Annotated in this window: 13 protein-coding genes; 10 read left to right on the top strand and 3 right to left on the bottom strand. The window is 58.6% G+C overall.

Going from position 1 to position 13,689, the window contains the following annotated elements:
• Positions 1–3 precede the first annotated feature (3 nt).
• Positions 4–1,326 carry a long-chain fatty acid transporter FadL gene (gene fadL, locus BHE81_RS11730; RefSeq protein WP_002913360.1) on the bottom strand — a complete coding sequence of 441 codons (1,323 nt, stop codon included), beginning with the start codon at positions 1,324–1,326 and terminating at the stop codon, positions 4–6.
• A 373-nt stretch (positions 1,327–1,699) separates the two neighbouring features.
• On the opposite strand from fadL, the gene BHE81_RS11725 reads away from it, so the two are divergent.
• The 4 genes from BHE81_RS11725 (at position 1,700) to sixA (ending at position 6,293) form a co-directional block, all read left to right on the top strand.
• Positions 1,700–1,984, top strand: a complete 285-nt coding sequence (locus BHE81_RS11725; RefSeq protein ID WP_004174950.1) for a YfcZ/YiiS family protein — start codon at positions 1,700–1,702, stop codon at positions 1,982–1,984.
• Positions 1,985–2,143: 159 nt separating this feature from the next.
• Positions 2,144–3,454 (top strand): acetyl-CoA C-acyltransferase FadI, encoded by a 1,311-nt coding sequence (fadI, locus tag BHE81_RS11720; RefSeq protein ID WP_004185010.1) that lies wholly within the window; start codon positions 2,144–2,146, stop codon positions 3,452–3,454.
• Positions 3,454–5,598: a fatty acid oxidation complex subunit alpha FadJ gene (gene fadJ / locus BHE81_RS11715; RefSeq protein WP_023301690.1), complete on the top strand. Its 2,145-nt coding sequence runs from the start codon at positions 3,454–3,456 to the stop codon at positions 5,596–5,598. Before fadI ends, fadJ begins: the two co-directional genes overlap by 1 nt.
• 209 nt (positions 5,599–5,807) lie before the next feature.
• A complete protein-coding gene (sixA, locus tag BHE81_RS11710; RefSeq protein ID WP_002913355.1) occupies positions 5,808–6,293 on the top strand; it encodes a phosphohistidine phosphatase SixA in 486 nt (161 codons plus the stop codon).
• 20 nt (positions 6,294–6,313) lie between these two features.
• Here sixA and smrB read toward each other — a convergent pair whose 3' ends face one another.
• Complete coding sequence (gene smrB / locus BHE81_RS11705) at positions 6,314–6,865, bottom strand: endonuclease SmrB (RefSeq protein WP_002913348.1); 552 nt, start codon at positions 6,863–6,865, stop codon at positions 6,314–6,316.
• Positions 6,866–7,032: 167 nt separating this feature from the next.
• Here smrB and prmB point away from each other — a divergent pair, with 167 nt between their 5' ends.
• From prmB to BHE81_RS11675, 6 genes are read left to right on the top strand one after another with little or no spacing between them, the layout of a single operon-like run.
• The gene (gene prmB, locus BHE81_RS11700; RefSeq protein ID WP_002913346.1) at positions 7,033–7,965 is read left to right on the top strand and encodes a 50S ribosomal protein L3 N(5)-glutamine methyltransferase; all 933 of its coding nucleotides are present in this window, start codon (positions 7,033–7,035) and stop codon (positions 7,963–7,965) included.
• A 41-nt stretch (positions 7,966–8,006) separates the two neighbouring features.
• Entirely contained in the window at positions 8,007–9,092 is a 1,086-nt protein-coding gene (gene aroC, locus BHE81_RS11695; RefSeq protein WP_023287874.1) for a chorismate synthase, read from the top strand.
• 2 nt (positions 9,093–9,094) lie between these two features.
• The gene (mepA, locus tag BHE81_RS11690) at positions 9,095–9,919 is read left to right on the top strand and encodes a penicillin-insensitive murein endopeptidase (protein WP_004174960.1); all 825 of its coding nucleotides are present in this window, start codon (positions 9,095–9,097) and stop codon (positions 9,917–9,919) included.
• The gene (locus tag BHE81_RS11685) at positions 9,919–10,728 is read left to right on the top strand and encodes a sulfite exporter TauE/SafE family protein (protein ID WP_002913340.1); all 810 of its coding nucleotides are present in this window, start codon (positions 9,919–9,921) and stop codon (positions 10,726–10,728) included. The genes mepA and BHE81_RS11685 overlap by 1 nt, the downstream gene beginning before the upstream one ends.
• A complete protein-coding gene (locus BHE81_RS11680; protein WP_021440519.1) occupies positions 10,728–11,276 on the top strand; it encodes an elongation factor P hydroxylase in 549 nt (182 codons plus the stop codon). The genes BHE81_RS11685 and BHE81_RS11680 overlap by 1 nt, the downstream gene beginning before the upstream one ends.
• 31 nt (positions 11,277–11,307) lie before the next feature.
• Entirely contained in the window at positions 11,308–11,589 is a 282-nt protein-coding gene (locus BHE81_RS11675) for a YfcL family protein (protein WP_002913338.1), read from the top strand.
• A 61-nt stretch (positions 11,590–11,650) separates the two neighbouring features.
• Here the strand turns inward: BHE81_RS11675 and mnmC are convergent, their stop codons facing one another.
• Positions 11,651–13,639: a bifunctional tRNA (5-methylaminomethyl-2-thiouridine)(34)-methyltransferase MnmD/FAD-dependent 5-carboxymethylaminomethyl-2-thiouridine(34) oxidoreductase MnmC gene (gene mnmC, locus BHE81_RS11670; protein WP_023301691.1), complete on the bottom strand. Its 1,989-nt coding sequence runs from the start codon at positions 13,637–13,639 to the stop codon at positions 11,651–11,653.
• Between the last annotated feature and the right edge of the window lie 50 nt (positions 13,640–13,689).

Below are 13,689 nucleotides of genomic sequence, written 5' to 3'. Positions count from 1 at the left end.
TTATCAGAAGCGGTAGTTGAAGTTAGCGCCGTACAGCCAGGCGGTTCCTTCGGAACGGAAGGTATACGGGCCTTCCTTAATTTCAACATGCTGCCCGTGCATGTATGAAACGCCGACGTCAACCGAGGCATCTTTATTGAACGCGTAGGTGGTACCCGCGCTCAGCCACAGGCGATCCTGGTCCGGAATAGAGATAGAGCGGTTATTAGCCGGCACCGGGCTGTCATCGAAGGCGATACCGGTACGGAAGGTCCAGTTATCGTCATAATAATAGGTGGTCCCCAGCGCAAGACGATAGGCGTCCTTGAAGCCTTCCTCTTTATAGAACAGCGTCTGGCCGTTGCTGCCGGTGGCTTTCAGCTCCTGGAACTGACTCCAGCTGGTGTAGGTCAGGCTATAGTGGACCGCCCACTGCGGCGCCACGCGGTTATAGCCGGACAGCTCCCACATTTCCGGCAGGTTAAGGGTTAGCGAACCATTTGTCGTCTGGCCGCTGGTGCCCGCCGGCAGGCCGAAGTTGCCGAGGATCTGGTTATAGGCCGCCGGCAGGCTGCTGCGGTAGTTACCGTCGAAGTCGATCTTGACCTCAGAACGGTAGGTTAAACCGTAGCGGTTATTCTTATCCAGCTCATAGAGGATCCCGGCGTTCCAGCCGAAGCCCCACGCGTTGCCATTAAGATGGGCGATCTGCGTGTCGGCCGGGATCTTCGCTACCTGGCCCGCCAGCGCCGGCGGCAGCGCGCCAGAGCCTGCGACAATCTGCCCCAGATCGCCTGCATAGCGCTCGATCTTCGCCTTGGCGTAGACCGCGTCAAAGCCTAAGCCGAAGCTCCAGTTGCTGTCGAGGCGGTAGGCGCCGCTCAGGTTGAAGTTCGCGGTGGTCAGGTCGGTTTTACCGCCCATGCTGCCGGCCGCATAATCATCGTTATACTCTGTTGCCAGACCATAGTTAGAGGTGATAGACGCCCCCCAACCAAATTGGTCGTTAATCGGCGCGACAAAGTGGAAGTTGGGCACCCACGCCGTCGGGGCGATATTGTCTGCTTTCAGGCTCTTGCCGGTGGGAGAGGTGCCCGAAACATTAACGCCCGGGTCGACAAACACGGCGCCCGCCGACATGGTCGGGCGGTCGAACATCATAATTAATGCCGGGTTACGACTGGCATTACCAGCATCGTCAGCGATCGCCCCTTCACCGGAATAGGCACGACCCAGCCCCGATGCAGAGAATTCGTTGAGCTGGAAGCCTGCTGACCAGGCCTGGGTGGAAACAAGTGCGACAGCCACTGCAAGGGCAGATTGGGTAAAGCGGGTTTTCTGGCTCATGCCCATAACCTCATTGAGTTATTTTTTTTTAAACTATGTTACATGCCGTAACAGAAGCGCGGGAGTGTAGGGTCTGCGGTACAACCAAGAAATCAGACCAGTGCGCTGAGTATAGGTCTGACCAGATGATTTGTTGCAAGTATGTTTATGAAGTTTTTCAATTGTGATAACAGAAACGCGATCCAGCTGGCAAAAATCTCGGAGAGAGCAAGGGGGACAGAAGGGGATTTTTGTTTTAGATCATTTTTAAGTGTGATTTCTGTCACTTAACGCCGGCAGAGCGATTCTCGGCTGGAGGCTCACTGGGGACAGGGCGTAAAATAGGCACATCATTTTTCTGGCACCGAAGGTGCATCTCCAGAGGAAATCTACGATGAGTAAATGTAGCGCTGATGAAACCCCGGTTTGCTGCTGTATGGATGTTGGCACGATTGTTGACAACACCGACTGCATCGCCTCCTACAGCCACGTATTCGCCAACCGCGCTGAAGCCGAGCAAACGCTCGCCGCGTTAAGCGAAAAAGCCCGCAATGTCGAATCTGAGCCGTGCCAAATTAACCCAACCTTCACTGACGTTGACGGCGGTGTGCAGCTGGATATCGATTTTGTTTTCAGCTGCGAAGCAGAATCCCTGATCTTCCAGCTGGGCTTACGTTAATCCTTCCCCCTCGACGCCCCTGATAAGGGGCGTTTCCTTTTCTTTTCACTGTGTTTTGGCTCGCAATTTTGCGCTTCTCCGATTGGCTTAATGTAAAAAATTAGTTAAGAATGTTATCAGGTCAGACCACTTGGTTGTCTTGGTTAACAGGGGAGTGTTATGAGTCAGGCATTACCGCTTATCACCCGTCAGGGCGATCGCATTGCCATTGTCACGGGGCTACGCACGCCATTTGCTCGTCAGGCTACGGCTTTTCATGGCGTTCCGGCCATTGATTTAGGAAAAATGGTGGTTGGCGAGATGTTGGCGCGCAGCGACATTCCTGCCGAAGTCATCGAGCAACTGGTCTTTGGCCAGGTGGTGCAGATGCCGGAAGCGCCGAACATCGCCCGGGAAATTGTGCTGGGTACCGGCATGAGCGTACATACCGACGCCTATAGCGTCAGCCGCGCCTGCGCCACCAGTTTCCAGGCCGTGGCGAACGTCGCTGAAAGCCTGATGGCCGGCACCATCCGCGCCGGTATTGCCGGCGGCGCCGACTCCTCCTCTGTCCTGCCCATTGGGGTCAGTAAAACGCTGGCCCGCACGCTAGTGGATGCCAATAAGGCACGCACGCTGAGCCAAAAGCTGAAGCTGTTTTCCCGTCTGCGGCCACGCGACCTGCTGCCGGTCCCCCCGGCGGTGGCTGAATATTCAACCGGATTGCGGATGGGCGATACCGCCGAGCAGATGGCGAAAAGCTGGGGGATCTCCCGCGAGCAACAGGATGCCCTGGCGCATCGTTCGCACCAGCTGGCAGCGAAAGCCTGGGAAGAGGGTAAACTGTCCGCAGAGGTGATGACCGCCTATGCTCCCCCTTTCCGCGAACCGCTCGAGCAGGACAACAATATTCGTAAAAATTCAACGCTCGCAGATTATCAGAAGTTACGCCCGGCCTTTGACCGCAAACATGGCACCGTCACCGCCGCCAACAGTACGCCGCTGACGGACGGCGCGGCAGCGGTGATCCTGATGACCGAGTCGCGGGCTAAAGAGCTGGGGCTGAGGCCGCTGGGCTATCTGCGCAGCTACGCCTTTACTGCCATCGACGTCTGGCAGGATATGCTGCTGGGGCCCGCGTGGTCCACGCCACTGGCGCTGGAGCGCGCTGGCCTGACGCTGGCGGATCTCACGCTTATCGATATGCACGAAGCTTTCGCCGCGCAGACGCTGGCCAATCTCCAGTGTCTGGCAAGCGACCACTTTGCCCGCGAGGTGCTGGGCCGCTCGCAGGCCACCGGTGAGGTAGATGAAAGCAAGTTTAACGTCCTCGGCGGCTCTATCGCCTACGGTCACCCCTTCGCCGCCACCGGCGCGCGGATGATCACCCAGACGCTGCATGAGCTGCGGCGACGGGGCGGGGGATTTGGTTTGGTGACGGCCTGCGCGGCTGGTGGTCTGGGTGCGGCGATGATCGTGGAGGCTGAATAATGGATACTGTTTCCGCTTTTAAGCTTGAGGTCCGTGCGGACAAAATCGCGGTGATCACCATTGATGCCCCGGGTGAAAAAATGAATACCCTGAAAGCCGAATTTGGCAGTCAGGTACGGGGATTGATACGCCAGTTACGTGACGATAAGTCAGTGCGCGGCGTAGTATTTATCTCCGCCAAAGCGGATAACTTTATCGCCGGCGCTGATATCAACATGATTGCCCGCTGCCGCAGCGCGCAGGAGGCGGAAGCGCTGGCGCGCCAGGGACAGCAGATTATGGCTGAGATCCATGGCCTGTCGATCCCGGTGATTGCCGCTATCCACGGCGCTTGCCTTGGCGGCGGTCTGGAGCTGGCGCTAGCCTGTCATGGCCGTATCTGTAGCGATGACGAAAAAACCCGACTCGGCTTGCCGGAGGTACAGCTTGGCCTGCTGCCGGGTTCCGGCGGGACGCAGCGTTTACCGCGGCTGATCGGGGTCAGCACCGCGCTGGATATGATGCTCACCGGTAAGCAGCTGCGGCCGCGGCAGGCGCTGAAGGCCGGTCTGGTGGACGAGGTGGTGCCGCAGGCGATTTTACTGCAGGCGGCGGTGAAGTTGGCGCTGAAGGGACGACCGACCAGCCGGGAGGTGCCTGTTCGTGAACGCGTACTGGCAGGGCCCCTGGGGCGCCATCTGTTATTCCAGTTTGTCGGTAAACAAACGCAGCGCAAAACGCAGGGAAATTACCCGGCGGTGAAGCGAATCTTGCAGGTCGTCGAGAATGGTCTGGCCCATGGCTGCAGCAGCGGATACGCTGAAGAGGCGCGCGCATTTGGCGAACTGGCGATGAGCCCGCAGTCGCAGGCGCTGCGATCGATCTTCTTTGCCAGTACCGATCTGAAAAAAGACCCTGGCGCCGAGGCGGGCCCCGGTCCGCTGAGAAGCGTTGCAGTACTGGGCGGTGGCTTGATGGGCGGGGGGATCGCCTATGTGACCGCCTGTAAGGGTGGGCTGCCGGTGCGGATTAAAGATATCCAGCCGCGTGGCATCAACCACGCCTTAAAGTACAGCTGGGATCTGCTGAATAAACAGGTTCGTCAGCGTCGACTGCGCCCAGTGGAGCGCGATCGTCAGATGGCGCTGATCTCCGGCACTACCGACTATCAGGGCTTTGCTCATCGCGATGTGGTGATCGAGGCGGTATTTGAAGACCTGGCTCTCAAACAGCGGATGGTCAGCGAAGTGGAACAATACGGCGGGCCGCAGACCATCTTTGCGTCGAATACCTCATCGTTGCCAATCGGCGATATTGCCGCTCACGCCAGCCGCCCGGGGCAGGTAATCGGCCTGCATTTTTTCAGTCCGGTGGAAAAAATGCCGCTGGTTGAGGTGATCCCGCACAAGGGAACCGACCCGCAGACTATCGCCACCGTGGTGCAGCTGGCTAAACGGCAGGGGAAAACGCCGATTGTTGTCGCAGATAAAGCGGGGTTCTATGTGAACCGTATCCTCGCGCCGTATATCAATGAAGCGATGCGCCTGCTGGTGGAAGGCGAACCGATTGAAGTCATTGATAACGCGTTGGTTAAATTCGGTTTCCCGGTGGGGCCGATTCAACTGCTGGATGAGGTGGGTATCGATACCGGCACCAAAATTATCCCCGTGCTGGAGGGCGCGTTTGGAGAACGTTTTAGCCCGCCTGCAAACATCATTGACGCGATTTTGAAGGACGATCGCAAAGGCAGAAAAAATAATCGTGGTTTCTATCTTTATGAGACAAAAGGGCGTAAAAGCAAAAAACGGCCCGACCCGGCAGTCTATCCGCTGCTCGGCATCGGCCGCCCGCAGTCGCGGCTCTCCGCGCAGCAGGTGGCGGAGCGCTGTGTGATGATGATGCTTAACGAAGCGGCGCGCTGCTTTGATGAGCAGATTATCCGGAGCGCGCGCGATGGCGATATCGGCGCCGTCTTTGGTATAGGGTTTCCGCCATTTCTTGGCGGCCCGTTCCGGTATATGGATACTATCGGCGCGGGTGAAGTTGCCGCGATCCTGCAGCGCCTGGCCGCCCAGTTCGGCCCACGTTTTACACCCTGTGACACTTTATTACGCATGGCTGAACAGGGGACCACCTTTTGGCCAGCGGATGAACGGCTGACCTAAGTTGTGGTCAAAGAAGGTAAATCCGGCTGCGGACGACGCTGTTGATTGGCTGTTTTGTAAACAATGATTGACTATACTTACGCCATTGAGGTAAAAAACAGCGTTTCATTCGTGGAATGGATCAGGCACAATGCCCGGCCACCGGGTCACCTGCGTATTGTCTTCGCAGGCCAAACTACGGTGCTTCTGGTTAACAAAAGCGGTGCAATATGCAAGTTTTTATTATGCGTCACGGCGACGCTGCCCTCGATGCAGCCAGTGACTCGGTTCGTCCATTAACCGTATGCGGTTGTGATGAGTCTCGTCAGATGGCAACCTGGCTGAAAGGTCAAAAAGTGGATATTGAGCGCGTTCTTGTCAGTCCCTATCTGCGTGCGGAACAGACGCTGGATATTGTTGGGGAGTGCATGAACCTGCCGAAACATGTCGACGTGATGCCGGAGCTCACGCCGTGCGGTGATGTGGGAATGGTGAGCGCCTATCTGCAGGCGCTGGCGAATGAAGGCGTGGCGACGGCGCTGGTTGTCTCCCACCTGCCGCTGGTGGGGTATCTGGTCTCAGAGCTGTGTCCGGGGGAAACGCCCCCGATGTTCACCACCTCGGCTATCGCCTGCGTGACGCTGGATGCCGACGGCAAAGGTGAGTTCCTCTGGCAAAAAAGCCCCTGCAACCTCAAGATGGCCAACGCCATCTGACGGCCCCCCGGAGCCCGCCGTTACGGCAGCTCCGGCGGTTGCCACTCCTCGACCTCAATCAATATCAGCAGTGCGGCGTCACCGCCGTACTCTTTTGGTGCCTGGTGAAACGCCATAATATGCGGATGTTGCGCCAGCCACAGCGGGGTTTGCTGTTTGAGGATGTGTTTCCCGTGCCCGTGCATCACGCAGGCGCAAAACACATGCTCGCGGCGGCAGGCGGCAATTAGCGCGCCCAGTTCCTGTTTGGCCTGCTGCTGGGTAAGCCCATGCAGATCGAGGAACAGCTCAGGCGAATAATCTCCACGGCGCAGCTTTTTCAGCTCGAAATGGCTGACGTCGGGGCGGACATATTTCGTCGAGCCTTCGGTATTCAGTAGCGGTTGAAACTCATCGGAAAAATAGTGGCTGTTATCGACCTGTTCCTGCAGCAAACGCTTAGGAGCAACCTCGGTAATTTTCTTGCGCTGCGGGCGGTGAACAATAGTGTCCTGTTTGATCTTCCGCGTGCCGGTCATCAGCTGACGGAACAGCGCCTGATCCTCCTCGCTAAGCGATGTCTTCTTTTTCATTGTCCGCTCTCATTCATACTTTGCGCTAGTTTACCCGACTCAATATCCCTTCGGGCAAGGAAAACCTGTTTTTTCCCCCGCCCCTTATCGCAAGAATGCTGATTTATCGCCGTCTTCATGGCACACTAGCCGCCGAATTTATAGCAGAGTGTGCCCTGGAGGATGTCGTGGATAAAATTTTTGTTGATGAGGCAGTCAATGAGCTGCATACCATTCAGGACATGCTGCGCTGGGCGGTAAGCCGTTTCAGCGCTGCTAATATCTGGTACGGTCACGGGACTGATAACCCGTGGGACGAGGCGGTACAGCTGGTGCTGCCTTCACTGTATCTGCCGCTGGATATCCCGGAAGACATGCGCACTGCGCGCCTGACCTCCAGCGAGAAACACCGCATTGTAGAGCGGGTGATTCGCCGCGTGAACGAGCGTATTCCCGTCGCCTATCTGACCAACAAAGCGTGGTTCTGCGGGCATGAGTTTTACGTTGATGAGCGGGTGCTGGTGCCGCGCTCCCCGATTGGCGAACTGATCAATAACCAGTTTGCCGGACTGATTAACCATAAGCCGCAGCACATCCTTGATATGTGCACCGGTAGCGGCTGCATCGCCATCGCCTGCGCCTATGCCTTCCCGGAGGCGGAAGTCGATGCGGTAGATATCTCCCCGGACGCGCTGGCCGTCGCCGAGCACAACGTTGAGTCCCATGGCCTGATCCATCACGTTACGCCGATCCGTTCCGACCTGTTCCGCGATCTGCCGAAGCTGCAGTACGATCTGATCGTCACCAATCCGCCGTATGTCGATGAAGAGGACATGGCCGATCTGCCGGAAGAGTATGAGCATGAGCCGGTGCTGGGGCTGGCCTCCGGAAGCGACGGCCTGAAGCTAACGCGCCGTATCCTCGGCAACGCGCCGGATTATCTCAGCGACGACGGGATTCTGATTTGTGAAGTCGGTAACAGCATGGTACATCTGATGGAGCAGTATCCGGATGTGCCGTTTACCTGGCTTGAGTTTGATAACGGCGGCGACGGGGTCTTTATGCTGACCAAACAGCAGCTGATTGACGCCCGTGCGCACTTCGGTATTTATAAAGACTAAAAAAACAACACGCCAACATAACGAAAAAGATTGGAGCCGTGATGGCAGGAAATACAATTGGACAACTCTTTCGCGTCACTACCTTCGGCGAATCGCACGGTCTGGCGCTGGGCTGCATCGTTGACGGCGTGCCGCCGGGCATCCCGCTGACCGAAGCCGACCTGCAGCGCGACCTCGATCGTCGTCGCCCGGGTACCTCGCGTTACACCACGCAGCGTCGCGAGCCGGATCAGGTCAAAATCCTCTCCGGCGTCTTCGAAGGCGTTACCACCGGGACCAGTATCGGTCTGCTGATTGAGAACACCGATCAGCGTTCGCAGGATTACGGCGCGATCAAAGATCTGTTCCGTCCGGGCCACGCCGATTACACCTACGAGCAAAAGTATGGTCTGCGCGACTATCGCGGCGGCGGTCGTTCTTCTGCGCGCGAAACCGCGATGCGCGTAGCGGCCGGGGCGATTGCCAAAAAATACCTTGCCGCGAAGTTCGGCATCGTCATTCGCGGCTGCCTGACGCAGATGGGCGATATTCCGCTGGCCATCAAAGACTGGGATCAGGTTGAGCAGAACCCCTTCTTCTGTCCGGACCCGGATAAAATCGACGCCCTGGATGAACTGATGCGCGGCCTGAAAAAAGAGGGCGACTCCATTGGCGCGAAAGTGACGGTAGTGGCTGACGGCGTACCGCCAGGCCTCGGCGAGCCGGTCTTCGACCGTCTGGATGCCGATATCGCCCACGCGCTGATGAGCATCAACGCCGTGAAAGGGGTGGAAATTGGCGACGGCTTCGAGGTGGTGAAGCTGCGCGGCAGCGAAAACCGCGATGAGATCACCAAAGCCGGGTTCCAGAGCAACCACGCCGGCGGCATTCTTGGCGGCATCAGCAGCGGCCAGCAGATCGTTGCCAACATCGCGCTGAAGCCTACCTCCAGTATTACCGTTCCCGGTCATACGATTAACCGCTTTGGCGAAGAAGTGGAGATGATCACCAAAGGGCGTCACGATCCGTGCGTCGGCATCCGCGCCGTACCGATCGCTGAGGCGATGCTGGCGATCGTTCTGATGGATCACTTTATGCGTCAGCGCGCGCAGAATGGCGACGTGACGACGACAATTCCACGCTGGTAACCATGAAAAACACCGTTATCGCACTGCTTGCGCTGTTGGCTAGCGCCGGTAGCCTGGCCGCCACGCCATGGCAGAAAATAACCCAACCGATCGGCGGCAGCGCCCAGTCAATCGGCGCGTTTTCCAATGGCTGTATCGTTGGCGCCGAGGCGCTCCCCCTGAGTGCCCCCGGCTATCAGGTGATGCGTACCGATCAGCGTCGCTACTTCGGTCATCCGGATCTGGTTCAGTTTATTCAGCGCCTGAGTAATCAGGTGCACAATAAAGGTATGGGAACCGTGCTGATTGGCGACATGGGGATGCCGGCGGGCGGGCGCTTTAACGGCGGGCACGCCAGCCACCAGACGGGCCTCGATGTCGATATCTTCCTTCAGCTGCCGCAAACGCGCTGGACATCGTCCCAGCTGTTGAAGCCGCAGGCGCTGGACCTGGTCGCCAGCGATGGCAAGCATGTGGTGCCGTCGCTATGGAGCCCGCAAATCAGCCAGCTTATCAAGCTGGCGGCGGAAGATAGCGAAGTTACCCGCATCTTCGTCAACCCGGCGATTAAACAGCAGCTGTGCCTGGACGCGGGCAGCGACCGCCAGTGGCTGCGTAAAGTCCGTCCCTGGTTCCAGCATCGCGCTCATATGCACGTCCGACTGCGTTGCCCGGCGGGAAGTCTGGAGTGCGAGGATCAGGCGCCGCCGCCGCCCGGCGATGGCTGCGGAGCGGAGCTGCAGAGCTGGTTCGAACCACCTAAACCCGGGTCTACCCCCCCTGTGAAGAAGACGCCGCCGCCGCTGCCGCCTTCCTGCCAGGCGCTACTGGATGAGCATGTGCTGTAATGGATAGTTTTATCGAGTTGTTTGCCGTATCGCCGCTGGTGCTGGTGGTACTCTTCTTTGTCGCCATCCTGGCCGGTTTTATTGACTCACTGGCGGGAGGTGGGGGCTTATTGACTGTCCCTGCGCTGATGGCGGCCGGCATGCCGCCAGCCCAGGCGCTGGCGACCAATAAGCTGCAGGCCTGCGGCGGGTCGCTATCGGCGACCCTCTATTTTGTCCGCCGCAAGGTGGTTAATCTGGCCGATCAGAAGCTGAATATTCTGATGACCTTTATCGGCTCAACCGCCGGAGCGCTGCTGGTGCAGCACGTGCAATCCGATATTCTGAAGCAGATCCTGCCGTTGCTGGTGATTGGCATCGGCCTTTATTTCCTGCTGATGCCGAAACTGGGCGAAGCCGACCGGCAGCGTCGGCTTTACGGTCTGCCGTTTGCGCTGGTCGCCGGCGGTAGCGTAGGGTTTTACGATGGCTTTTTCGGCCCCGGCGCCGGTTCGTTTTACGCCCTGGCTTTTGTCACCCTGGCCGGATTTAACCTTGCCAAGTCGACGGCCCATGCCAAGCTGCTGAACGCCACCTCAAACGTCGGCGGCCTGCTGCTGTTTATCATCGGTGGAAAGGTTATCTGGGCCACCGGCTTTGTGATGATGGCCGGCCAGTTTATTGGCGCCCGCGCCGGGTCCCGGCTGGTGCTGAGTAAAGGGCAGTCGCTGATCCGGCCGATGATCGTTATCGTCTCGGCGGTGATGAGCGCGAAACTTCTTTATGACAGCCACGGGGCTGAGATTTTGCAGTGGTTGGGAATTCATTAATGCAACAGCAACACCATTATCAGCAGCTGATAGACCTTTTCGACAGCTGCTTTGCCGAAGAATTTAATACCCGCCTGATTAAAGGCGACGATGAGCCGATCTACCTTCCGGCTGACGATGAAACGCCCTATCACCGTATCGTGTTTGCGCACGGATTTTTTGCCAGCGCCCTGCACGAGATCTCTCACTGGTGTGTCGCCGGCAAGGCGCGTCGCGAACAAGTAGATTTTGGCTACTGGTACTGCCCGGACGGCCGCGATGCGATGACCCAAAGCCAGTTTGAGGATGTCGAGGTGAAACCGCAGGCCTTTGAGTGGCTGTTCTGCGTGGCGGCGGGATTTCCGTTTAACGTCAGCTGTGACAATCTGGACGGGGACGTTGAGCCCGATCGCATCGCCTTCCAGCGCCGGGTGCATGCTCGGGTGATGACTTTACTTGAACAAGGGATCCCCGAACGTCCGGCGCGCTTTATTCGCGCGTTACAACACTATTATCAAACGCCGCCATTGACGGCGAAACACTTTCCGTGGCCGGAAGACCTGCACTAAGGCCGCACATTACATGACAAGAGGTAAGATGATGATCGCGGAGTTTGAATCACGCATTCTGGCGCTGATTGACAACATGGTAGACCACGCCAGTGATGATGAACTGTTTGCCGGCGGTTATCTGCGCGGCCACCTGACGCTGGCGGTGGCTGAGCTGGAAGGTGAGGGCGAGCATTCTGCTGACGCGGTACACAGCAGAGTTAGCCAGAGCCTGGAGAAAGCCATCAGCGCTGGCGAACTGTCGCCGCCGGACCAAATTCTGGTGCAGGGGATGTGGCATAACCTGTATCAACAGGCGAAAAATCAGGCCTGAGCCATGTTGTAGCCCGGGTCAGGCGTCAGCCGTACCCGGGAAATTGCCTGCCTTCATGGTTTTATTTCACCGCTTTTCCCTTCAGCAGTTTTCTCACCCACAGCCGATTCGGATTCAGCGCCGCCAGGGTGTCGCTATCCAGCGGCAGCGGTTCCGCGCTCATTTGCGCCGCCAGCAGCTCAGCGCTTAACGGCGCGGTGCAAAGTCCGCGCGACCCGAGCGCGCCAAGCATAAACAGGTTACGACAGACCGGCGCGCTATCGGCGATATCCGGTTGTTCGTGGAGGCTGGCGTATTGCGTCAATGTTGCCGCGTAGTCCGGCACGTTGCCGACCATCGGTAGATGATCGCGGGTGGCGCAGCGCACGCCGCAGCGAGCGTCGTTGGCGCTGATATCCACGTCCTGTGGCCACTCCGCGCCCGGGAAGCAGTCGATCAGCCGTTGCCGGTTGTGCTGCTGATCTTCTTCGCTGAAGTTGGTGTCGGTTTTCCCGCGGTGGTAGCTGGCGCCAATGCAGTGCTGCTGATTTTGCGGATTCTGTGGCGTCAGGTAGCCGTCGTAGCACAGCACCTGGCGCAGGGCGGCAAGCCGCGGGGTGGTGGGAATATGGCTGACCTGGCCGCCAACCGGGTAGACCGGCAGTTGGGCGGTTTGCGCAAAACCAGTGATGCGGTGGCCGTTCGCCAGAACCACCGCCTGATGATAGCGCTGCTGATTGAGCAGCCAGCCATCGCCCTCCGCGCTGAGCGTTTCGACGGGATAACCATAGTGCACGTGCAGTCCGCGCGTGGCCGCCAGCGCCAGCAGCTCGGCGGTGAGCTGCTGCGGGCACAGCCAGCCGCCGGCCGGATAGGTGATGCCGCCGCAGCCGGTATCGACGCCGGTCAGCCCGGCAACCTGTTCCGCCGTCACCGCGCAGGCGATGTCCGGGGGTAAATTCAGCGCCAGCATCTGGGCGATTTTATGCGTGCTTTTCTCATCCCAGCCGAGCTGGGTAACACCGCACCATTGGTGATCGAACATCACCGGCAGCGCGTCATACATTCGGCGGGCGAAGGTAAAGGCGGCCGGAAAAAAGCGTGCCAGCGCCGGATCGTGCTGACTTAACAGCGGATACAGCGCGCCCTGGCGATTGCCGGAGGCACCCTGCGCTGGAGCCTCATCGGCGCAGTAAAGGGTCACCTGCCAGCCGCGGCGCAGCAGCGCCAGGGAGAGCAGGGCGCTGGAGATCCCGCCGCCGATGATGGCCGCCTCGCGGGCATCGCTGCTACTGCGAGCGAACCAGGGGACGCGCGCAGGAAAGCTCAGCGTTTGCGCCATCTCGCCGGTCAGCATCTCCCGCTTGCGGCCGAAGCCTTTGCTTTTACGCATGGTAAAGCCGGCCTCCTGCAGGCCACGGCGGACAAAACCGGCGGAGGTAAAGGTGGCCAGCGTCCCGCCGGGTCGCGCCAGGCGCGCCATGGCGCTGAACAGATCCTGAGTCCACATGTCGGGATTTTTCGCCGGGGCAAAGCCGTCAAGAAACCAGGCGTCCACCTGCTGGTTCAGCGAATCATCCAGCTCCCTGGTCAGCTCATTGATATCGCCAAACCACAGATCGAGCGTCACCCGCCCGCCGTCGAGCAGCAGACGATGGCACCCGCCGAAGGCCGACGGCCATTGCGCCTGCAGCTGCTGCGCCCACGAAGCCAGCTCTGGCCAGCGCTGGTGCGCCAGGCGGAGATCCTCAGCCTTCAGCGGATATTTTTCAAAACTGATGAAATGTAACCTTTGCAAGGTAACGTCCGGGTTATCACGAACAAAAACGTCAAACGCCTGCCAGAGGGTGAGGAAATTGAGCCCGGTGCCGAAGCCGCTCTCCGCGACGATCATCAGCGGGCGAGGGTGGCTGGGGAAGCGCTCCGGCAGGCGATTTCCGCCGAGAAAAACGTAGCGAGTCTCTTCCAGACCGTTGTCATTGGAAAAGTAAACATCGTCGAAATCTCGGGAAACAGGTGTACCCTCAGCGTTGAATTCCAGGTTGGCGGGTTGTATGGCGTTTTGTTTCACGTAAGTTACTCGAATCACAAGGCGTAGCACGATCTTAACGATGTGTGCCT

Source organism: Klebsiella sp. AqSCr, from assembly GCF_008452795.1.
GTDB classification, from domain to species: Bacteria; Pseudomonadota; Gammaproteobacteria; order Enterobacterales; family Enterobacteriaceae; genus Klebsiella; species Klebsiella pneumoniae.
The sequence above is the reverse complement of the archived record's forward strand: the minus strand, read 5'-3'. Positions and strand labels throughout refer to the sequence as shown.